A 21,979-nucleotide genomic window follows, 5' to 3' on the forward strand; every position below is an offset into this window, starting at 1 on the left:
CGAATCCTCTTGTGACTCCACCCACAGACCGGAGCAACGCATGCCCCACGCCACGCAGACCTGGGCCAGTCCACAACATCGGCGCAGCGTCATCTGGATCGTCGCGCTCGCCACCCTCGCGATCATCTTCGACGGCTACGACCTCGTCGTGTACGGCACCGTCCTTCCGACCCTGATGGCCGATCCGACCCAGCTCGGGGAGATCTCTGCCCAGCAGGGTGGTGCCCTCGGCTCCTACGCGCTCATCGGCGTCATGGTCGGCGCGCTGCTGACCGGTGCGTTCGGTGACCGCGTCGGCCGCCGGAAGATGATGTTGATCAACATCGTCTGGTTCTCCGTCGGCATGGGTGCGGCGGCCTTCTCCACGAGCATCACGATGTTCGGCGCGCTCCGCTTCTTCACCGGCATCGGCGTCGGCGGTCTCGTCGCCACCGCCGGAGCCGTGGTCGCCGAGTTCGCTCCGCCCGGCAAGCGCAACCTGTTCAACGCCATCGTCTACAGCGGTGTCCCCGCCGGCGGTGTGATGGCCTCGCTGCTCGCGATCCTGCTGCGCGACGCGATCGGCTGGCGCGGACTGTTCCTCATCGGCGCGTTGCCGCTGCTCATCCTGCTCCCGCTGGCACTGATGAAGCTTCCCGAGTCGCCCGCCTGGCTGCAGTCGCGGGGACGCTCCGACGAGGCGCAGCGTGTGTGCGAGAAGTTCGGTTTCCCGCTGCCGTCCGCAGCACCTGTCGCTTCCACCGAGAAGATCGGTTTCGCGGCACTCGCGACCCGCAAGTACGCCCTCGGTACGGGACTGCTCGGCATGATGAGCTTCGCCGGTCTGCTGCTCACCTACGGCCTCAACACCTGGCTGCCGAAGATCATGGCCGACGCCGGTTACAACGCCAACGGCTCGCTCGCCTTCCTCCTCGTCCTCAACGGCGGCGCCATCCTCGGCGGCCTGCTCGCCTCGAAGGTCGCCGACGGCCGCGGACCGCAGTCCGTCATCGTCACCACCTTCTTCCTCGCGGCCGTGGCCCTCGTGCTGCTCACGCTCGGTTTCCCGCTGCCGGTGCTGCTCACCGCCGTCGCGATCGCCGGTACGGGCACGATCGGCACCCAGGTGCTCATCTACGGATTCGTGTCCAACTACTACGACACCCCCGCCCGCGCCGCGGGTGTGGCGTGGTGCGCCGGCTTCGGCCGCCTGGGCGGCATCGTCGGCCCGGTCATCGGAGGTCTTCTCATCGGCGCGGGCTTCGCGAACAACGTGAACTTCTACATCTTCGCGGGTATCGCGCTCGCCGGTGGTCTGGTCACGTGGTTCGTGCCCCGCCCGGTCCAGTCCGTCTCGCCGGTCCGCAGTTCCGATCGCCCCGTGCCGACTACCGTGGATGTGTGACGGACAACGTTGTGCTGATCGGCCGGAACTCCGAGTTGTTGCAACTCGAACGCCTCCTCGACGAAGCCCGCGCGGGTGTCCCCTCGCTGGTCCTCGTCGAGGGGGCGTCCGGCGTCGGGAAATCCTCCCTCGTTTCGTATTTCGTCGCTCGCCACGACGACCTCGCCGTACACGACGCGACCGGGGCCCGCTGGGAAGCCGGCCATCCGTGGTCCGTGCTCGAACAGCTGCTCAGTGACACCGTCACGGCGGGCGACCCGGTGGAGGCGGCACGCACGCTCCTCGACCGGATCGACGACGCGACGGTGATCGTCGTCGACGATGCGCACTACGCGGATGCCGAGTCGTTGCAGTCGCTGTCGTCGTCGCTGAGGCGAGCGCACGGACGTCCCCTGCTCATGATCTGGATCGTGCCCGACGTGCTTCCCGACGATGTCGCCCCGGCGACCGCCGACCTCCTCTCGAACAGCCACCGCGTGGACACCCTCCACGTCGGCGCGCTGGCGCCCCCGGATGTCGCGCAACTCGCACTGCATCGCATCGGCGTCGACCTGTCCGCGTGGACGGCGCGTCGCCTGCAGGAACACACGCTCGGGAACACCCGCTCGATCCTGCAGCTTCTCGACGAGATCCCTCGCGACGAATGGCACCGCTGGCAGGCGCGTTTCCCAGCACCGAGACAACACGCGGGGAAAGTGGGTCGCATCCTTGCCCGGTGTTCACCGGACACGCGCGCGCTCGTCGAATCGGTCGCCGTCCTGGACACCGCCGCGACACGGGGAGCCACCGAATCCCTCGCGCTCGTCGCCGAACTCGCCGAGGTCGGCGACACGACCGGGCCGCTCGACGAGGCCCACCGGCTCGGTCTGCTCACGATGCGTGAACAGCGGGGCGTGGTGTCGTTGTCGTTCCCCGATCCCATGACCCGCGCCGCCGTGGCCGACGAGATCGGCCCGGCCCGCTGGCACAGCCTGCACGCGCGGGCCGCTTCGCTCGTCGACGACGAGGGCGCCCGGTTGTTCCACCTGGTGTCCGCGACACCGACCGGAAACGAGGAACTCGCCGCCGACCTCGACGCTTACGCCCGGCGATGCGCCGCCGACGGCGCCTGGTCCCAAGCGGCCGAAGCGCTCATCACCGCGAGCCGTATCACTCTCGACCGAGAACTACGGACCCGCAGGATGATCCGCGGTGTCGACGCACTGACCGGTGCGGCCGACCTGCCCCAGGCCCAGACGTTCGTCCCCGAGATCGAGAGCGTGCCGAGCGGACCGATGCGCAACGCCGTGCTCGGCTATCTCGCGATCCAGCGGGGGCGGGCCGCGGAAGCGCACCACCTTCTCACCGAAGCGTGGTCGATGCTCGACGATCCGGAATCCGAACCCGAACTCGCCGCGACGATTTCGCAACGCATGGTGTTGCATTCGTTGGCACGGCTGCGCGGCGACGATCTTGTCCTGTGGGCCGATCGTGCCGCGGACACCCTCCCCGAGACGGCTCCACCCGTCGTCGAGTCCCGGGCCATCCGCGGACTCGGGCTGGCGATGACCGGTCGCGTCGATGAGGCCGTCGAGTCGTATTCGGCTCTGTCCGATGTCATCCGGCTCGGAGCGCAGAGCCAGCGCATCCGCATGGCCGAGGGGTGGCTCGCATTGGTGCTCGACCGGCCCGATCTCGCCCGGACCGAACTCGAGGCGGCCGAACCGACCATCTTCCGCGGCGGGTCGCTGCGCATCTCGCTGTGGGCGCAGGCATGGCTCGCGCGAACACAATTCGCGCTCGGTGCGTGGTCCGACGCGCTGCGCACCGTCGATCGCGCGGCGGCGCAGCTCGACGCGACACAACTCGATCTGCTCCGACCGCTCGTCCACTGGACCGGCGCCCAGGTCCAGGCGCTGCGCGGGAACTGGACCGCGGCACGGGAACACGCCCACCGTGCCCGCGCCGGGAACAACGACTACCCGCTCATGCTCGTACCGGCCTGCCTGTGTCTGGCGCAGTGCGCCGAGGTCGTCTCCGACTACACGAGCGTGTTGCGCTATCTGGAACCGATCGTCACCATGCGCGAGCGGGGCGCCGTCGACGAACCCGGCCACTGGCCGTGGCCGGATCTCTACGGCAACGCCCTCGTGATCACCGGACGCGTCGACGAAGCGGACGAATTCCTGCGGCCGCACGAGGAACTCGCCGCCGAACGCGGTCACCGCTCCGCCAAGGGCCGCCTCGGTTACGTGCGCGGTCGCATCCTCGGAGCCCGCGGCGACATCGACGCCGCCCGCGACGCTTTCGAACACGCACTCGACGAGATCGACACGCTGCCACTGCCCTACGACCGTGCACGCATCAACTTCGCGTACGGCCAGACGATGCGCCGCGCGGGGCGTCGCCGCGACGCCGACGCGGTGATCCGCACCGCCCGTGAGCTGTACGCGTCGCTCGGCGCCGTCTCGTACGTGGAACGTTGCGACCGGGAACTCAAGGCCGGTGGTCTTCGTACCGGCGACGGCGAGACCGAGACCCCGCGTTCGGATTTCACGACCCTCACTCCACAGGAACGCGCCGTGGCCACACTCGTCGCGTCGGGCCGCACCAACAAGGAAGTCGCCGGTGAGCTGTTCCTGTCCGTCAAGACCGTGCAGTACCACCTGACCCGCGTGTACTCGAAGTTCGGCATCCGCTCGCGCAGCGAGCTCGCCGCGAAGTTCCGACAACAGGATCGAGGTTGACCATTGACCGCCGTGGACGATCGCCCCACCGCCGAGACCGATCTGTTCGAACGCCCCGTGCGTCCCGTCGTCGGACCGCGCGGGATACTCCGGGATCTCGGCCCACGATACGCCGCGAACGGCTTGATCGGGCTCGTCTTCTCGTGCACCGGACCGGTCGCCGTGATCCTCGCCGCCGGCGCCGCGGGCGGGCTGAGCGCACCGCAGTTGGCGTCGTGGATCTTCGGGGTGTTCGCCCTCAACGGGCTACTCACCATCGTGATGAGCGTCGCCTACCGGCAACCGCTCGGGTTCTTCTGGACCATCCCCGGCACCGTGCTGGTCGGCGGGTCGCTCACCCACCTGAGCTGGGCGGAGGTGGTCGGCGCATTCTTCGTGACAGCGGCCCTCGTGACGGTGCTGGGGGCCTCGGGACTGGTGCGCCGAGTGATGGAAGCGTTGCCGATGCCCATCGTCATGGCGATGGTCGCGGGGGTGTTCCTGAAGTTCGGCATCGATCTGGTTTCGGCGCTCGGTGCCGACGTCGCCATCGCCGCACCGATGGTGATCGTCTTCCTCCTGCTCAGTTCCGTTGCAGTCCTCGGTAAGTGGATGCCTCCCATCCTCGGCGCTCTGCTCGCCGGGGTGGGCGCGGTCGCGCTGTCGGACCGGTTCTCACCGTCCGGGACCGACAGCGCGGTCTTCGCCGCACCGGTGTTCACCGCCCCGCAGTTCACGTGGTCGGCGATCCTCGAACTCGTCGTGCCGCTCGCGATCACCGTGCTGGTCGTGCAGAACGGGCAAGGCATCGCGGTGCTGCGCTCGGCCGGGCACAATCCGCCCGTCAACGTCTCGGCGATCGCGTGCGGACTGTGGTCCTTCCTTGCCGCGTGCGTCGGCGCCGTGTCGACCTGTCTGACCGGACCGACCAACGCGCTGCTCGTGTCGTCGGGCGAACGGTCCCGTCAGTACACCGCGGCGATCACATGCGGGACGCTGGCGATCGTCTTCGGACTGTTCGCGCCGCTGTTCGTCCGGTGGATGATCGCCGCGCCCGCCTCGTTCGTCGCGACTCTCGGCGGCCTGGCGATGCTCAAAGCGTTGCAGGGCGCCTTCGTGGCCGGGTTCGCGAGCAAGCACACCATGGGTGCGCTCGTCGCGTTCGTGGTCACCGCCTCGAACATCACCGTCTGGAACATCGGCGCGGCGTTCTGGGGGCTCGTCGCGGGTGTGGCCGTGTCGTGGCTGATGGAGCGTCCGGACTTCAGCCGCTGACCCCGACCCCGACGTACTCGGAGAGATGCTCGCCGGTGAGCGTCGACCGCTCCTCCACGAGTTCGCTGGGGGTGCCCTCGAAGACGATGCGTCCACCGTCGTGGCCGGCGCCGGGACCGAGGTCGATGATCCAGTCGGCGTGGGCCATCACGGCCTGGTGGTGTTCGATGACGATCACCGACTTGCCGGACTCGACGAGCCGGTCGAGCAGACCGAGCAGCTGTTCGACGTCGGCGAGGTGCAGGCCCGTGGTGGGTTCGTCGAGGATGTAGGTCTCCCCCTTCTCGGCCATCGCGGTGGCGAGCTTGAGCCGCTGCCGCTCACCGCCCGACAGGGTGGTCAGGGGCTGGCCGAGCCGCAGATAGCCGAGGCCGACGTCGGACAGTCGCTGCAGGATCTTCGACGCTGCCGGGGTGCGTGCCTCGCCGTCGGCGAAGTACTCCTGGGCCTGCGCGACGGACATGGCGAGCACCTCGGCGATGTTCTTCCCCGCCAGGGTGTAGTCGAGCACGGCGGTCTGGAAGCGCTTGCCCTCGCAGTCCTCGCAAACCGATTCGACGGTGGCCATCACCCCGAGGTCGGTGTAGACGACACCGGCGCCGTTGCAGGTCGGGCAGGCGCCCTCGGAGTTGGAACTGAACAGGGCCGGCTTGACACCGTTGGCCTTCGCGAACGCCTTGCGGATCGGTTCGAGAAGACCCGTGTAGGTCGCGGGGTTGCTGCGACGCGAGCCCTTGATGGGGCTCTGGTCGATCGTGACCACGCCGTCGCCGTCGGCCACCGAACCGTGGATCAGCGAACTCTTGCCCGATCCGGCCACGCCGGTCACCACGACGAGCACGCCGAGCGGGATATCGACGTCGACGTTCTGCAGGTTGTGCGTGTCTGCGCCGCGGACCTTCAGGGCTCCGCTCGGGGTGCGCACCGTCGGTTTCAGCGACGCCCGGTCGTCGAGGTGACGACCGGTGAGGGTGTCGGCACGCCGCAGTTCGTCGACGGTGCCCTCGAAGACCACCTGTCCGCCCTCGGTGCCGGCGCGCGGGCCGAGATCGACGATGTGGTCGGCGATCGCGATGGCCTCGGGTTTGTGTTCGACGACGAGCACGGTGTTGCCCTTGTCGCGCAGTTGCAGCAGCAGGTTGTTCATCCGCGCGATGTCGTGCGGGTGCATGCCGATCGTCGGTTCGTCGAAGACGTAGGTGATATCGGTCAGCGACGATCCGAGATGGCGGATCATCTTGATGCGCTGCGATTCTCCGCCGGACAGGGTGCCGGTGGGACGTTCCAGCGACAGATATCCCAGCCCGATGTCCGCGAAGGAGTCGAGCAGATGACAAAGGTTTTTCAGCAGCGGGGCAACCTGCGGAAGATCCAGTCCGCGCACCCATTCGGCGAGATCGCTGATCTGCATCGCGCACACGTCCGCGATGCTCCTGCCGTCGATCTTCGACGACCGCGCCTCGGGGGCGAGACGCGTCCCTTCACAGTCCGGGCATGTGGAGAGGACGACGGCCTTCTCGACGAACGCACGGATGTGCGGTTGCATCGCGTCGAGATCCTTGGACAGGAACGACTTCTGGATCTTCGGGATCAGGCCCTCGAAGGTGACGTTGACACCCTCCACCTTGATCTTGGTGGGTTCCTTGTAGAGCAGGTCGTGGAGTTGCCGCTTGGTGAACTTCGCGATCGGCTTGTCGGGATCGAAGAAGCCGCAGCCGCGGTAGATCCGGCCGTACCAGCCGTCCATGCTGTAGCCGGGGATCTTCAGGGCGCCCTCGTTGAGGGAGAGACCGTCGTCGTAGAGCACGGTCAGGTCGAAATCGGAGATGTTGCCCTTGCCCTCGCATCGCGGGCACATGCCGCCGAGCCGGTTGAAGGTCACCTTCTCGGCCTGGGTCTTCCCGGCGCCCCTCTCCACCGTCACCGCACCACTGGCCCGCACCGACGGCACGTTGAACGAGTAGGCGTTGGGCGGACCGATGTGCGGCTCCGCAACCCGGCTGAACAGGATGCGAAGCATCGCGTTGGCATCGGTGGCGGTGCCCACCGTCGAGCGCGGATTCGATCCCATCCGTTCCTGGCCGACGATGATCGCCGCGGTGATGCCGTCGAGCACGTCGACGTCCGGGCGGGCCAGGGTCGGCATGAATCCCTGCACGAACGCGCTGTACGTCTCGTTGATCAGGCGCTGCGACTCGGCGGCGATCGTGCTGAACACCAGCGAACTCTTGCCCGAGCCGGAGACACCGGTGAACACCGTCAATCGCCGCTTGGGGATCTCCACGCTGATGTCGCGGAGATTGTTCACGCGCGCTCCGTGGACCCGGATCGCATCGTGGGTGTCGGCGACGTGCGCTGCATGTGCCGGTGTGTCCTTCGTCGAGGTCATGTTCGAAGACTCCAGTGGTCGTACGGATGCGGGGCGGAACGGGTGCGACGATCGGAGAGTAAGGCCGATCGTGGGATCGGTCAGCGCAATTGCTGGATGCGGACCATGTTTCCCGCGGGGTCGCGGAGAGCGCAGTCGCGGACGCCGTACGGCTGGTCGGTGGGTTCCTGGACGATCTCGGTGTCGCCGGCCTGCAGTTGCTCGAACGTCCCGTCGAGATCCTTCGTCGCGAGGATGATCGACGCGAAGGTGCCCTTGGCCATCATCTCGGCGATGGTGGCGTTCTCCTCCTCCGTGATGCCGGGGTCGGCGTCCGGCGGGTACAGCACCAGGGACGTGCCGGGAGTGTCGCTGCGGCCGAGGGTGATCCAGCGCTTCCCGGCGTAACCGACATCGTTGAGGACCTCGAAGCCGAGGGTGTCGCGGTAGAACGCGAGGGACGCCTCGGGATCGGTGTGCGGAAGGAATGTCTGGTGAATGGTGATGTCCATGCCGATCACGGTATGACCGGCGGACCCGTCCGCGCTTCTCGATTCCTGATCGGTCTGGTGACATTCTTCGCCACGCACGACGGGATGCCGTTCGTCTCCTCGGCCGCCTGCTTGCGGTACACGCTCGGGGGCACGCCGACGAGTTCCGTGAACCGGGTACTGAAGGTGCCGAGCGACGAACAGCCCACCTCGAAGCACACCTCGGTGACGGTGAGGTCGCCGCGTCGCAGCAACGTCATGGCCCGCTCGATGCGCCGGGTCATGAGATACGAATAGGGCGACTCGCCGTACGCGAGCCTGAACTGGCGGCTGAGATGGCCGGCGGACATGTTCACGCCGCGGGCGAGGGCCTCGACGTCGAGGGGCTGGGCGTACTCGCGGTCGATGCGGTCGCGGACGCGGCGCAGCAACGCGAGGTCGCGCAGACGCTGATCGGTGACGGGTTTACCGGGCACGGGTCCGATCGTGCCACGATGCGCCGCCTCGATCCTGTCGTCGTGCGCCTCCACAGCACATCCGCCCCGCGAGGATCCCGGGACCACAAACCGGACCCGCCGGGACCGGAAAACTGACACTCTGTCGATACCTGCCCGTACGGACGAAAGGTCACCGATGGCTCGTGCGGTTCGCGTCGTCGTTCTCGGATCGGGATCGTGGGGAACCACGATCGCGTCGTTGGCCGCACGCAACACCCCGACGACGTTGTGGGCCCGCAACGACGACATCGCGCGCGAGATCGACACCGAGCACCGCAACCGTCGATATCTCGGCGAACGGCCACTGCCGCAGGGCCTGCGCGCGACCTCCGATCTCGAAGAGGCCGCCCGCGAAGCCGACGTCCTGGTGATCGGTGTGCCGTCGCATGCAGTGCGCAAGACACTCGAGCAGGTCGTCGACGAGATCCGCGCGTGGGTTCCGGTCGTCTCGCTCGTGAAGGGCCTCGAGCCGGGCACCCGCCTGCGGCCCACCGAGGTGATCGCCGAATGCCTTCCGGGGCACCCCGTCGGGCTGCTCGCGGGTCCGAACATCGCCGGGGAGATCGCCGACGGCATGGCCGCCGCGTCGGTGGTCGCGATGCAGGACGAAGCGGTGAGTGCGGCGCTGCAACCGCTGTTCGCCACGTCGTTGTTCCGCGTCTATCGCAATACCGACGTGCTCGGCTGCGAACTGGGCGGGATCCTCAAGAACATCGTGGCGATCGCGGCCGGCATGGCCGAAGGGCTCAGCGTCGGCGACAACACCCGCGCGATGGTCCTCGCCCGTGGGCTGGCGGAGATGACGCGTCTCGGTGAGGCCATGGGTGCGGATCCGCGCACGTTCGCGGGCCTCACGGGGATGGGTGATCTCATCGCGACGTGCACGAGTCCGTCGTCGCGGAACCGCCGGGTCGGTGAGGCGCTGGCGCGCGGGCTCAGCATCGACGAGGCCGTCGAGGCGCTGGGGCAGGTCGCCGAAGGGGTGAAGACCGCGCCGACGGTCATGGAACTCGCCCGCGAGTACGGGGTGGAGATGCCGATCGCCGCCGAGGTCGCGGCCGTGGTGACCGGGAAGAGCACCCCCACCGATGCCTATCGGGGGCTGCGCCGGGTCACACCCGGCGACGAGAGGGACATCGTCTGACCTTCTCTACCGCTTTCTCGGACGGATCGTAGAAAGCCGAATAGTCGCCTGTCGTGTGCTCCCGACCGGCTGAACGAACGCTCGGTGAAGTGATGTGCCATCGTGGTGACATGACTTCTGCCGCCGACGCGCTGTCGTCCCTGCTCGACACCCGTTTCAGCTGCCGCGCCTTCCTAACGAAACAGGTCCCGCGCGAGGACATCGAACGCATGCTGCAGATGGGTCAGCGCACCGCGTCCTGGTGCAACTCCCAACCCTGGCAAGTGCACATCGTCAGCGGCGACGCCACCAACCGCCTGCGCGACGCCGTCTACGCGCAGGCCACCTCGGGGAACATGGATCCCGACATCCCGGGACCCGCCGAATACCGCGGCGCCTATGCCGAGCGTCGCCGCGGCGCCGGCTACGCCCTGTACAACGCGCTGGGCATCGCCCGCGACGACTACCAGCGCCGCACCGAGCAGATGCTCGAGAACTACCGCTTCTTCGGCGCACCGCACGTCGCGATCATCACCTCCGACAAGGCCCTCGGCGTGTACGGCGCCGTCGACTGCGGTGGCTACGTCTCGACCCTGCTGCTCGCCGCCGAGTCGCTCGGCATCGCCGCCGTCCCGCAGGCCGCCGTCGCGATGACGGCCACCGCGCTGCGACGCGAACTGAACATCGGCGACGACCGCGACATCGTCTGCGCCATCTCGTTCGGTTACGCCGACGAGGCGCACCCGGCCAATGCGTGTCGCACGAATCGCGCGTCGCTCGACGAGACCGTCGAGTGGGTCGACTGAACTTTCGATCGCCCCGGCCGGGTCAGTCGTTCTGGGCGCGCAGGTACCGCCCGAAGTGCGGAACGGTGAACCCGATGAACCCGCGCTCGGCGGAATAGATCAGGCCCTTCTTGATCAATCCGTCGCGCGCAGGTGACAGGGAGGCAGGCTTCCGTCCGAGTTCGACGGCGATCTTCGAGGTCGCGACAGGCCCGTCGTCGCCCGCCAGATCCGCCATGGCCCGCATGTATTCGCGTTCGGCGGGGGTCGCCCGTTCGTAGCGGGAGCCGAAGAAGCCGACGGCGAGTTCCTCTTCCGCAGTCGGTGCCGCGACCCGCACGTCGTCGGCGGTGATCGGCGAATCCGCTGCGACGTCCCAGGTCGTCTTACCATAGGCCTGCACGAAATACGGGTAGCCGTCGGCGGTTTCATACAGCAGGTCGAGGGCGTCCTGCGTGAACTCGACGTCCTCTCGTGCCGCAGGCGCGATGAGCGCGAGATCCGCTGCCGCACGGTCGAGCCGGTCGATGCGGTGGTAGGTGAACAGCCGCTCGGAGTAGGACTTCGACGCCGACAGCACCGCGGGCAGGTGCGGCAGACCGGCCCCGACGACGATGAGCGGCGCGGCGTCCTGGCTCAGCTCGTGGCAGGCCCCGCAGATCGCTGAGACGTCGTCGGAGCCGAGGTCCTGCATCTCGTCGATGAACAACGCGATGCCCACGCCCACGTCGCGTGCGAGTCCTGCTGCGTCGACAAGCAGTTCGACGAGGTCGATCTCGATGTCGCCCGAGTCGGCCCGCCCTTTCACGGCCGGAGCATCGATGCCGGGTTGCCAGCGTTCGCGCATGCCCTTGTCGGCGGTAGCCCGCAGCGCGAACGACTTGAGCACCCCGAGGAAGTACTCCACCGATTCCGGATCCGGATGCGCGGCGGCGATCTCGCGGACCGCCATGTGCAGCGCCGACGACAGGGGGCGTCGCAGTCCTTGATCGGGACGGGCCTCGATCTTGCCGGTGCCCCAGCTCTTCGCGATGGCGGCGGAGCGCAGATGGTTGAGAAGGACGGTCTTGCCGACACCGCGGAGGCCGGTGAGGACGACGCTGCGTTCGGGTCGTTCCCGGGCGATCCGTTCGAGGACCACCTCGAACGCGGTGAGTTGCTTCTCGCGGCCGGCGAGCTCGGGCGGGCGCTGTCCCGCGCCCGGGGCGTACGGGTTGCGGACAGGATCCATCCGTCGATGCTAACGGCGAACTCATCGGATTCTGAGCTCATCTAGTGCGTGTCGTAGACGGCCGTATTCGCGTATGTCCGAGCTCGAAACCGCAGTTGTTGTCGACATTTCGGCGATTTCTCGACAACAACTGCAACCTCGGCCGCCCGGAGCGACATGCACGCATGCGCATTTCAGACTTTGACATTCATTTTCGATAGTGGCTATTTCTTTCCCCATGACAACGCTCTCCCGCTACGGCGGCGCCGCCCTCACCGTCGTCGCTGCGACCTTCGCCGCCGCCTGCGGCGGTACGACCGAGGCCGACACCACTGCGGCCGACACCCCCGAGACGACGACCTCCGCCGCCGCTTCCGAAGTGGCGACGGCGCAGCCGCGCCTCGCCCTGACCTACGACGGCGGCGTCCTCGTCGTCGAGGAAGAAGAACTCACCGTCGTCGACGACTTCGCACTCGACGGTTTCAACCGCCTCTCCCCTGCCGGCGACGGACGCCACGTGCTGATCTCCACCGAAGGCGGATTCCGCGTGCTCGACACCGGCAGCTGGACGGAAGCCCACGGCGACCACGGTCACCACTACGCCGGCGCACCCACGCTCACCGACCTGACGTTCGCCGCCGAGAAGCCCGGACACGTCGTGCCGCACGCCGGGGTCACCGCCCTGTTCGACGACGGCACCGGACGCATCGACGTGTTCGACCCCGCCGATCTCGCCTCGGCGACCGACCTGCCGGATCTCGACAGTCGCGCGCTCCCCGAGGCCCACCACGGCGTGGCCGTCCCGATGCCCGACGGCGGCATGCTCGTCACCCTCGGCGATTCCGAGGATCGGACCGGTGTGGCGCTGCTCGACGAGAACGGCACCGAGATCACGCGCACCGAACAGTGCCCGGGTGTGCACGGTGAGACGGTCGCGGCCGACGGGGTCGTCGCCTTCGGATGCGAGGACGGCATGGTGATCTTCCGCGACGGAACGTTCACGAAGGCGCCGGTGCCCGACCCCTATGGCCGGATCGGGAACCAGGCCGGCAGCGAGGACTCGCCCGTCGTCCTCGGCGACTACAAGACCGATCCCGACGCCGAGCTCGAGCGTCCCGAGCGCGTCGCGCTCGTGGACACCCGCACGGCGTCGGTGCGTCTCGTCGACCTCGGTACGAGTTACACCTTCCGCTCCCTCGGTCGCGGACCGGCAGGGGAAGCACTCGTTCTCGGCACCGACGGCAACCTCCACGTGATCGATCCCGACTCCGGCGAGATCGTCCGGCGGATCGAGGTGCTCGAGCCGTGGACCGAGCCCGTCGAGTGGCAGGCACCTCGGCCCGCACTCGAGGTGCGGGGCGATACGGCGTTCGTCACCGATCCCGCCACCGATTCCCTATACGCGGTGGACGTGACCTCGGGTGAGATCCGCTCTGCCGAACTGCCGCACACCCCGAACGAGATCAGCGGCGTCGCCTGATTCCGCTACCGGAGTATTCGTCTTTCTAGCTGTGGAGCTAGAAAGACGAATACTCCCCTCACGTCCGGCCGGTCGAGATCTTTCCGCAACGTGATCCGCCTCACTCCCCAAGTTCGCGAAACGGACTTCCCGACCAAAACGGTTGGGGAGGCGATATTCTCGTCGGCTGATCCCGAAGACAACGATTGTGTAACGTGGCGACGCACCTGTTTCCTACCGGGAGGTACCGCCCGTGCTGTTGACCGAAGTCCGTACCCGACCTGTTCGATCCTTGTTGATCGCCATCGGTCTGACGGTCTCGGCGCTGGCAGTCGCGGGATACCTGCGCGACGCGCTGAACGAGTACCTCATGGATCTCGACGTCTTCCGCGATGCCGGCTGGGCCTTCCTGCACCACACCCCGCTGTACACCGAGGGGTTCTTCAGCCATTCCGGTTTCCGGTTCATCTACCCACCCTTCGCGGCGTTCCTCTTCGCCCCGATGGCGTTGGTGGGCAGCACCGCCCTGCAGGTGTTGTGGACGATCGGACTCATCGCTCTCGTGTGGTGGGTGCTCGAGGTCGTCTACCAGCGACTCGACATGTCGCAGCCGAGCCTGATCGCAGCCGCGTCGCTCGGACCGGTGCTGTGGCTCGAGCCGTTCCGCTCCAACTTCNGATCAACATCGTGCTCATGGCACTGGTGGTCGCCGACCTGCTCGGTGTGATCCCGAAGCGCTTCCGCGGTGTCGGCATCGCGCTGGCCGCCGCCATCAAGGTGACCCCGGCCGCCTTCGGCCTGATCTTCCTGCTGCGCCGCGACTGGCCGTCGGCATTCCGCGCGCTGAGCGCCTTTGCCGCGACCGTCGCGTTCGGCTACTGGCTGCGCCCCGATTCGACCGTCTACTTCTGGACCACGGAGTTCTTCGCGACCGACCGCGCCGGCGACCCGTCGTTCTTCCGCAACCAGGCGCTCACCGGTCTCATCGCCCGTTTCGACTTCTCCGACGGCACCGCCAAGGCGCTGTGGCTGGCCGGTGCCCTGGTCGTCGTGGCCGGTACCGCATGGGCCGCCTACCGCTTCCTGCGTGCCGACGAGCCCGTGGTCGCGGTGGCCCTGGTGGGCCTGGCGTCGCTGCTCGCCGCTCCGATCGCCGTCACCCACCACTGGGTGTACGCGCTGTTCCTCGTGCCGCTGCTCGTCGCGCCGGCCTACCGCCGCTGGTGGCCCGTGCTGGGGCCCGCCACCGTGGTCTTCCTCATCGGACCCAACCACCTGCTGCGTGAGGCGTCCTCCGGCGGCTGGGTCGAGCAGTTGCTCCTCGAAGTCCTCGGGACCTCGCAGTGCCTGGCCGCGATCGCAGTCTTCGTCGCCGCGATGGTCGCCGCGCGCCATCGTCGCCCCGGTGCCGAGAACGCCGTCGAGCGCGAGGAGACCGTCGCCGCGCCGGCTCAGGTCCAGAACGCCGACGCGACGAGATAGAGACCCGTCCCGACAACGGTGCTCAGCGCGGCATTGCGTCGCCACAGATGCACCGCGATCGTGCCCGCGAGACCGACGGTCGCGGGTAGCCAGGTCGACTCCCCCACGTCACGCAGTGTGTACATCACCAGGATCACCATGACGCCCGCGGGCATCGTACGGCCCAGGAAATCGACGAAGGCGGAGTTCTTCAGCGCCGACAACGCGAGGAACGGCGCCGCGCGCAACGCGACCGTCACGACGAACATCACCGCCAGAGCGCCGAGGACATATCCGGCGCTGGGCACCGACTCAGGCACGGGCCACCTTGTTCCGGTAGACGAAACGCACGAACAGGCACACCACGAACAACCCGAGCCCGACGACGAGCATCTGGCTTTTCGCGACCAGCAATGCGACGAGACCGCAGACCAGCGCGAGCACCGGCGCCGGCACGTCGCGGTTGGCGCGGAAGGCATCGATCGCAAGCACCGCGAACAGTGCCGTGAGGGCAAACTCGAGTCCGGCGAGCCCGTCGGGGAGCGCTGCCCCGATCAACGCGCCGATCGTGCCCGACACGACCCACATCAGCTGGCAGAGCACCTGGACCGTGAGGATGCGGGTACCCGAGAGCGGCTCACGTGCCTTGGGGGCGACGATCGCGTACGACTCGTCGGTGAGCGCATAGACGCCGTAGAGACGCCCGAGCCGGCTGCGGATGCGGTGCAGCGGGAACGACAGGCCGTAGAAGACGTGCCGGAAGTTCACCAGCAGTGTCGCCGCGGCGACCGAGGCGAGCGGCGTGACCGCCGCGATCAGACCGATCGCGAGGAACTCCATCGACCCCGCGTAGATGACGGTGGAGAAGATCGGCGCCCACCACCATTCGAACCCGCCCTGGGTGAGAACCACACCGAACGCGAGCCCCAGCGGGATCAGTCCCAGCCCGACGGCCCAGGAGTCCTTGATACCCGCGCGGATCTCGAGGGTACGACGGTCGGGCATGCTCATCAGGCTATCGCCGGGCCGGAAGTCTCGGCGCCCGGCCCGGAAGAAGGTGATCTGTGTCCACCTCGTTCACGGAGGTCGTGTCCTCCGCCTGGCAGGCCGTGTCGACCGTCGACCAGCCCGCTCCGACGGTGGTCGTCGTCGGAACGGCGATCGTCGCACTCGTGCTCGTCACCGTTCGGCCGCTGTGGCTGAAGACCCGCCATGTCGTCACGCAGGCGCACGAGGGGTCGCACGCGCTGGTCGCGGCGCTCGTGGGCCGAAAGCTGTCGGGCATCCGTCTGCACAGCGACACCTCGGGGGTGATGGTGTCGTCCGGCAACCCGCGAGGCCCCGGCATGGTCGCGACCACCTTCGCCGGGTACACCGGTCCGGCCGTGCTGGGATTCGCGGCGGCGACGCTGCTGACCCTGGATCGGCCCGCCGCGGTGCTGTGGTCGATCCTCGCCGCGCTCGCTGTCCTGTTGCTGCTGATCCGCAATCTGTACGGATTCGTCTCGGTGGTGATCGCGGGTGCGCTCGTCGGTGCGGCCGCCTATCTCGGGGACCCGATCGTCCGGTACACCGCGGCGTACCTGATCACATGGGTCTTGCTCCTCGGCGCGACCCGCCCGGTCCTCGAACTCGCCCGCACCCATTCGCGCGGTCGTGGCCGGGGTTCGGACGCCGACCAGTTGCGCGGACTGACCCGCGTTCCGGCGGCCGTATGGATCGCGCTGTTCGCGATCGTCACGGCGGGTACCGCCTTCTACGGCGTCACACGGATCGTGGTGACCCAGCTGTCCTGAGTGGCCTCGGGATGCAGGCGGCAGCACGGACGACCGCGTGCAGGCTCGCGGTGAGCACGGAGCGGTGACGCCCCGCTGCCCACCGTGTGTCGTCGCCGCTGCGGAATTCGATCAGGGTGAGTGCGTCGGTGCCGACGCTGCTCTGATGGAGGCCGAGCACCTCGATATCGATGCCGAGACGGGCGAGAGCGTCGGTCGATGCTTCGACGGGACCCACGCCCTCGTGGACACTGCGGTGTTCGGTGCCGCCGACACCCAGCGTGATCGTGGTGCCCGCGTCGGTCACGTCGAAGGCGCGCAGCACCGGTGCACCCGGGACGTCCGGCCGTGCGAGATATGCGGTGTCGAAGATCTCCCACAGTTCGGTCGCAGTGACCTCCCCGCCGCTGGTGTCGGTGTGGTCTTGCACGTGGCGAGTGAAGTCGATCTGGAGCCGACGCGGAATTTCGATGCCGTATTCGCTCTCGAGCAGGTAGGCGACCCCGCCCTTACCGGATTGCGAATTGACACGGATCACCGCGTCGTAGGTACGTCCTATGTCGGCGGGATCGATCGGCAGATATGGTACTCGCCAATCGATCTCGGACTCGGGACGGCCCTCGGCGACGGCGCGTGCCCGGTGCTCGGCGAACCCTTTCCTGATCGCGTCCTGATGAGTGCCGCTGAAGGCGGTGTGCACCAGGTCGCCGACATACGGGTGCCTCGGGTGGATCTCGATGCGATTGCAGTATTCGACGGTGCGGCGGATCTCGTCGATGTCGGAGAAATCGATCATCGGATCGATGCCCTGTGCGTGGAGGTTCAGTGCGAGTGTCGCAATGTCGACGTTGCCGGTGCGTTCCCCGTTGCCGAACACGCACCCTTCGACCCGCTGCGCCCCGGCGAGGACGGCGAGTTCGGCGCACGCGATACCTGCGCCGCGATCGTTGTGCGGGTGCACGGACAGGATCACCGCGTCGCGTCGCGCGAGGTTGGTGTGCATGTACTCGATCTGATCGGCATAGACGTTCGGGGTCGCGATCTCGACGGTGGCCGGAAGATTCACGATCACCGGCCGTTCGGGGGTCGCGTCCCACAACTCGGTGATCGCGTCGCACACCTCGAGCGCGTAGTCGGGTTCGGTGAGGTTGAAGACCTCGGGTGAGAACTCGAACCGCACGTTCGGCAGGTCGCCGGCCAGTTCCAGGACGTCGCGGCCACCGGCGACGATCAGTTCCGTCAGCGCGGTACGGTCGCGGTCGAGGACGACCTCGCGCCAGGTGGGAGCGGTCGCGGTGTACATGTGGACGACGACCTCGTTGCGGACACCCCGGACGGATTCCACAGTCCGCTCGATGAGGTCGCGACGTGCCGGGGTGAACACCACGATGGTGACGTCCGGCGGCGCGATGTCGGTCTCGACGATCAGGCGCACGAAGTCGAAGTCGGTCTGCGAGGCGGACGGATAACCGACCTCGATCTCCTTGTATCCCATCGCGACCATCAGCTCGAAGAAGCGGCGTTTGCGGCCGGGATCCATCGGTTCGGCCAGTGCCTGGTTACCGTCGCGCAGGTCCACCGGCACCCACAGTGGGGCCGCGGTCAGACGTTGTGTGGGCCAGTTCCGTTGCGCCAGTGGAACCTCCACGCGAGAGTACACATCGCGGTAGCGATGTGAGGGCATGGCGGAGTGCCGCTGCCTGTTCCAGACGGGGGCGTCGGCAGGAACCGGACCGGCAGGAGTGAAGATTCGCGGGAACGTGCTGGTGCTCATCGGAGAAGTCCTTCGTCGATCGTCGTTACGAGGGACCGGCGCGTGTTCGACTCCACGACGGGGAGCCGGTCCGGCTAGGCCCCGCCGTGGCGGCGAAGGAGAAGGAACGCGAAGGAGCGCATGTCCCGAAGACTAACATAACTCCTCGGACAAGTAGAGGAGTAGGCGACTCTGCGATGATGGAACCATGACCGTCGTCCGCCGCGAGCCTCTCGCCGACCAGGCCGCCGAACTGCTCCTCGAACGCATCCGATCCGGAGAATGGTCGCTCGGCGCCAAGCTGCCCGGCGAGACGACGCTGGCTCCGCAGCTCGGCGTCGGCCGCTCCACCGTCCGCGAAGCGATCCGTCAGCTCGCCGGACGCGGCATCCTGACCACCCGGCAGGGCGCCGGCGTGTTCGTCACCGCTCTCGACGCACCCGAGGACTGGACGCGCACGGTCGCGCGCGCCGACATCCTCGCCGTGATCGAGGCCCGCATCGCCGTCGAGGTCGAGGCCTCGGCCCTTGCCGCCGCGCGCCGCACCCCCGCCGAACTGCGGGCATTGAAGAAGTCACTGCGGGAACGCGAAACCCATCGCACGGCCATCGAGGAACACGTCGACACCGACATCGTCTTCCACCGCACCATCGTGGTCGCCGCACACAACCCGATCCTTCTCGACCTGTTCGACGGCTTCACACCCCGTAACCGTCACGCCATGATCGAAATGCTCCGCACGCGCGGCACCCACGGGGACGACGCCGACCACGATACCCACCGACGCATCTACGACGCCATCGCGGACCGTGACGGGGTGACCGCCGCCGCCGTCACCCGCGACCACTTGTCCTCGCTCACGACGGCACTCGGCCGATAGCCGGGCCGGTTCTCTGCGGACGGTTCTCGACCTCCCGGGTGCGGGACGGTCACTTCTCGATCTGCATCGCGACCGCCCTCACCGGGGCCCCGTCGACGCCCGCGAACGGGATCGGCAGCAAGGACACGAGCGGATCCGCGAAGTCGATCGCGTCGAGATTGCGCAGGTTCTCGCAGATGATCGCCCCCGCGTCGGCGAGCACGTGGTGCGCTGCGAGCGTCTCGTCGCCCGTGGGATCCACGCTCGGCGCGTCGATTCCGACCGTGCGGACGCCGCGGTCGAGCAACCACCGGCACGCGTCGATGCTCAGGGCCGGATGCTCGAAATAGCGGTCAGTGCCGAAATACCGCGACCAGCCGGTGAGGACCAGCGCGATGTCGCCGGAGCCGATCGCAGGCCCACCCCACATGTCGGCGGTGACGAGCGCACCGGCGCCGACGCGGGCGCGCACGTCGAGCACCACTCCGCGTCCCACGAAGTTCTCCGGCGGTACCGCGTCGATCGCGGCGCCGCCGCTGCGCACGTGTCGCGGCGCGTCGACGTGGGTGCCGGTTTGCGATCCCATGTCGATGCGCATCAGGTCGAATCCGTCGGTCTCGACGGTGGCGTGCGGTGTGAACGTCGGTGCCGGATCCCCGGGATAGACCTGGATGGCCGGGGAGACGATGTGGGTCAGGTCGACGATCCGCCGAACACGCATGACATCACTCCTGTTCGGGTCAGCCGAAATCGACCTGCCGCTGCGCATTCGCGAGCGCGGTGACCACACCGGTGCCGAACGCGCCGAGACGGTCGAACAGCACCGCCGTGCCGACCGCGATGCCCTCGCTGCTGATGTGGTTGTCGGCCTCGATACCGACCTCCGGTCCTTCCGGCAGACGGGACAGTGCCAGGGTGACATCGGAATTGATGTAGCCGACACCTTTGTCCGACCAGTTGGTCACGAACGACGTGCCCTCACCGACGGTCGCGGTGTTGACGAACGGCGACAGCTCCTCGCCGACGATGATCGGCAGCTGCCGCGACCACAGGCGCTTGCGATCGGAGTTCTGGTGTTCCGACCGCACCCGCGTCCATCCCGGGCCGTCGCTGCCGTACCACGACGAGTACTCGAGCGGCCCGGGCTGCGTCTCCGGGGAACCGGGAGGAGGCGTCGGGGACTCGCCGCGCAACCACACCGACCCGGGCGGCGGCGCCGACTTGCGGAGGAAGGTGAGCGTCGCGCGCGCCGACACCTCTCCACCCTGCATCAGGTTCGCGTCGGCGACGCGGATGCGGTTGCCGTCGCGCACCCGGGTGGTGGTGAAGGTGATCGGCTCGTTGCGGACCGGCCTGAAGAGATCGAGCGTGAACCGGGACGGGACGAAACCCTCGACGGCATGGTGGATCTCGAGCTCACGCGCCACCAGACCGCTCACACACGGCCCGTTGAGCATCGTGTCCGACCACGGGCTGGTCGCATACTTCGTGGGCAGGTAGACACCGTCGTCCTCGGTGAAAAAACCGCGGTTCTTGCGCTCGTGCATTCGGGAATTCTCCCAGCACCGGCCGCGGTGCGTTCATCGGGATACCCGAAGATGGGATCGTGCATGTACACGAACCCGATGTTCCGGCTGCCCGTACCCGCCTGATCGTCGACGTCGACACCGGCATCGACGACGCTCTCGCCCTGCTCTATCTCGTCGCGAGCCCGGAAGCCGAGATCGTCGCCGCCCTGTGCACGGCGGGGAACGTGCCAGTGGACCAGGTCACCGCCAACACGCTGTCGTGGCTCGAGGTGTGCGGTCGGTCCGATATCGAAGTGGCTGCCGGATCGCAGGTTCCGCTGGTCGCGCCACTGATGACCACCGAGGACACGCACGGTCCACAGGGGATCGGGTATGCGGAACTCCCCGCTGCGTCGCAGTCGCGGTCGCCGCGATCGGCCGCGCAGGCATGGGTCGATCTCACCCGCGAGCATCCGGGAGAGCTCACCGGGCTCGTCACCGGCCCGCTCACCAACCTCGCCCTCGCCCTGCGCATCGACCCGGAACTGCCGTCGCGGTTGCGTCGCCTCGTGATCATGGGTGGGTGCTTCCACCATCCCGGTAATACGACGCCGACCTCGGAATGGAACGTCGCGGTGGATCCGGAGGCCGCCAAGGTCGTGTTCGACGCGTTCTCGATCGTCCCTCCGGACCGGCGACCGATCGTGTGCCCGCTCGACGTCACGGAGTCGATCGAGATGCATCCCGAGCATGTCGCGCGGATCGGGGACGTCGTCGGTGTGCCCCGATCCGGGGAGCTGTCCCCGGACGCTCCGCGCGGTACGCGGTCGACGGCCGATGTCCCTCTCGTCCGCCACATCTCCGATGCACTGCGGTTCTACATGGAATTCCACCGTGACCAGGGCCTGGGCTTCCTCGCGCACGTGCACGACCCGTTCGCCGCGGCGGTCGCGCTGGGCACGGTTCCCTACACCTCCCGGCCCGCGACGGTCGACGTCGAGCTCGACGGACGGCTCACCCGGGGCACGACGGTCGCCGATCTGTCCGGTATGTGGCAGAGGACGCCGAACGCGGATATCGTGGCGGGCACCCGTCCGGCAGAGTTCTTCGATCATTTCGTCGAGCGGGTGGGATCGTACATTCGCGACTTGAACCTACCCCCGAGTAAGAACTAGCGTCGACAGCGCACAGTTCGGGGACAAGGAGATAAACGTGGCACAGAAAGTGCGCGTCCAATATTTCGACGATATCGACGGCCAACCGATCATGGACGGCCTGGCGCAGTGAGGTTTTCTCACCAGAGAGTCACCGACGACAGCAAAGACA

General features: G+C 67.7%; 19 protein-coding genes and 1 pseudogene. 11 read left to right on the forward strand and 9 right to left on the reverse strand.

Going from position 1 to position 21,979, the window contains the following annotated elements; all coding sequences use genetic code 11:
* Window positions 1-40 precede the first annotated feature (40 nt).
* Genes QR64_RS04110 through QR64_RS04120 form a run of 3 tightly spaced genes read left to right on the forward strand, consistent with a single transcriptional unit; the run spans window position 41 to window position 5,364 of the window.
* The gene (locus tag QR64_RS04110) at window positions 41-1,384 is read left to right on the forward strand and encodes an MFS transporter (protein WP_019288830.1); all 1,344 of its coding nucleotides are present in this window, start codon (window positions 41-43) and stop codon (window positions 1,382-1,384) included.
* The gene (locus QR64_RS04115; RefSeq protein WP_039584254.1) at window positions 1,381-4,110 is read left to right on the forward strand and encodes a helix-turn-helix transcriptional regulator; all 2,730 of its coding nucleotides are present in this window, start codon (window positions 1,381-1,383) and stop codon (window positions 4,108-4,110) included. Before QR64_RS04110 ends, QR64_RS04115 begins: the two co-directional genes overlap by 4 nt.
* 12 nt (window positions 4,111-4,122) lie before the next feature.
* A complete protein-coding gene (locus tag QR64_RS04120; protein WP_039584256.1) occupies window positions 4,123-5,364 on the forward strand; it encodes a benzoate/H(+) symporter BenE family transporter in 1,242 nt (413 codons plus the stop codon).
* Here the strand turns inward: QR64_RS04120 and QR64_RS04125 are convergent.
* The 3 genes from QR64_RS04125 to QR64_RS04135 form a co-directional block, all read right to left on the reverse strand.
* On the reverse strand, window positions 5,354-7,753 hold the full coding sequence (locus QR64_RS04125) for an ATP-binding cassette domain-containing protein (protein WP_039584257.1): 2,400 nt from the start codon (window positions 7,751-7,753) through the stop codon (window positions 5,354-5,356). The genes QR64_RS04120 and QR64_RS04125 overlap by 11 nt on opposite strands.
* An 80-nt stretch (window positions 7,754-7,833) precedes the next feature.
* Window positions 7,834-8,244, reverse strand: coding sequence for a VOC family protein (locus QR64_RS04130; protein WP_033097560.1), 411 nt, complete (start codon window positions 8,242-8,244; stop codon window positions 7,834-7,836).
* A gap of 5 nt (window positions 8,245-8,249) precedes the next feature.
* Window positions 8,250-8,699, reverse strand: coding sequence for a helix-turn-helix transcriptional regulator (locus QR64_RS04135; protein WP_026061046.1), 450 nt, complete (start codon window positions 8,697-8,699; stop codon window positions 8,250-8,252).
* A gap of 157 nt (window positions 8,700-8,856) precedes the next feature.
* On the opposite strand from QR64_RS04135, the gene QR64_RS04140 reads away from it, so the two are divergent.
* Window positions 8,857-9,864, forward strand: a complete 1,008-nt coding sequence (locus QR64_RS04140) for an NAD(P)H-dependent glycerol-3-phosphate dehydrogenase (protein WP_006553146.1) — start codon at window positions 8,857-8,859, stop codon at window positions 9,862-9,864.
* A gap of 110 nt (window positions 9,865-9,974) precedes the next feature.
* Window positions 9,975-10,649, forward strand: a complete 675-nt coding sequence (locus QR64_RS04145; RefSeq protein WP_039584259.1) for a nitroreductase — start codon at window positions 9,975-9,977, stop codon at window positions 10,647-10,649.
* A 22-nt stretch (window positions 10,650-10,671) separates the two neighbouring features.
* On the opposite strand, the gene QR64_RS04150 is transcribed toward QR64_RS04145, so the two are convergent.
* Window positions 10,672-11,859: an ATP-binding protein gene (locus QR64_RS04150; RefSeq protein WP_006553144.1), complete on the reverse strand. Its 1,188-nt coding sequence runs from the start codon at window positions 11,857-11,859 to the stop codon at window positions 10,672-10,674.
* A 217-nt stretch (window positions 11,860-12,076) separates the two neighbouring features.
* Between QR64_RS04150 and aztD the strand changes: the two genes are divergently transcribed.
* From aztD to QR64_RS28795, 3 genes and pseudogenes are all read left to right on the forward strand, one after another.
* Entirely contained in the window at window positions 12,077-13,318 is a 1,242-nt protein-coding gene (gene aztD / locus QR64_RS04155; RefSeq protein ID WP_039584260.1) for a zinc metallochaperone AztD, read from the forward strand.
* A 232-nt stretch (window positions 13,319-13,550) separates the two neighbouring features.
* A partial coding sequence (locus QR64_RS27530; RefSeq protein WP_235367003.1) for a glycosyltransferase 87 family protein occupies window positions 13,551-13,973 on the forward strand: 423 nt, incomplete at its 3' end.
* Window position 13,974: 1 nt separating this feature from the next.
* Window positions 13,975-14,779: pseudogene (locus tag QR64_RS28795) on the forward strand (glycosyltransferase 87 family protein); the annotation flags it as partial.
* Here the strand turns inward: QR64_RS28795 and QR64_RS04165 are convergent.
* Window positions 14,749-15,078, reverse strand: a complete 330-nt coding sequence (locus QR64_RS04165) for a branched-chain amino acid transporter permease (protein ID WP_006553141.1) — start codon at window positions 15,076-15,078, stop codon at window positions 14,749-14,751. The pseudogene QR64_RS28795 and the gene QR64_RS04165 sit on opposite strands and share 31 nt — an antisense overlap.
* Window positions 15,071-15,769, reverse strand: a complete 699-nt coding sequence (locus QR64_RS04170) for an AzlC family ABC transporter permease (RefSeq protein WP_039584261.1) — start codon at window positions 15,767-15,769, stop codon at window positions 15,071-15,073. The genes QR64_RS04165 and QR64_RS04170 overlap by 8 nt, the downstream gene beginning before the upstream one ends.
* Before the next feature lie 53 nt (window positions 15,770-15,822).
* On the opposite strand from QR64_RS04170, the gene QR64_RS04175 reads away from it, so the two are divergent.
* Entirely contained in the window at window positions 15,823-16,554 is a 732-nt protein-coding gene (locus QR64_RS04175; RefSeq protein ID WP_006553139.1) for a M50 family metallopeptidase, read from the forward strand.
* On the opposite strand, the gene QR64_RS04180 is transcribed toward QR64_RS04175, so the two are convergent.
* A complete protein-coding gene (locus QR64_RS04180; RefSeq protein ID WP_039584263.1) occupies window positions 16,523-18,307 on the reverse strand; it encodes a 2-isopropylmalate synthase in 1,785 nt (594 codons plus the stop codon). The genes QR64_RS04175 and QR64_RS04180 overlap by 32 nt on opposite strands.
* A gap of 187 nt (window positions 18,308-18,494) precedes the next feature.
* On the opposite strand from QR64_RS04180, the gene QR64_RS04185 reads away from it, so the two are divergent.
* On the forward strand, window positions 18,495-19,166 hold the full coding sequence (locus QR64_RS04185; protein WP_039584264.1) for a FadR/GntR family transcriptional regulator: 672 nt from the start codon (window positions 18,495-18,497) through the stop codon (window positions 19,164-19,166).
* Window positions 19,167-19,215: 49 nt separating this feature from the next.
* Here QR64_RS04185 and QR64_RS04190 read toward each other — a convergent pair whose 3' ends face one another.
* Together QR64_RS04190 and QR64_RS04195 are read right to left on the reverse strand one after the other, a co-directional pair.
* Window positions 19,216-19,866, reverse strand: coding sequence for a cyclase family protein (locus QR64_RS04190; RefSeq protein ID WP_039584265.1), 651 nt, complete (start codon window positions 19,864-19,866; stop codon window positions 19,216-19,218).
* Window positions 19,867-19,885: 19 nt separating this feature from the next.
* Window positions 19,886-20,692: an acyl-CoA thioesterase domain-containing protein gene (locus QR64_RS04195; protein WP_006553135.1), complete on the reverse strand. Its 807-nt coding sequence runs from the start codon at window positions 20,690-20,692 to the stop codon at window positions 19,886-19,888.
* 59 nt (window positions 20,693-20,751) lie between these two features.
* Between QR64_RS04195 and QR64_RS04200 the strand changes: the two genes are divergently transcribed.
* Window positions 20,752-21,828 (forward strand): nucleoside hydrolase, encoded by a 1,077-nt coding sequence (locus QR64_RS04200; protein WP_033097481.1) that lies wholly within the window; start codon window positions 20,752-20,754, stop codon window positions 21,826-21,828.
* Window positions 21,829-21,979 lie beyond the last annotated feature (151 nt).

This window comes from Rhodococcus sp. Chr-9, assembly GCF_000801125.1.
GTDB lineage: Bacteria > Actinomycetota > Actinomycetes > Mycobacteriales > Mycobacteriaceae > Rhodococcus > Rhodococcus pyridinivorans.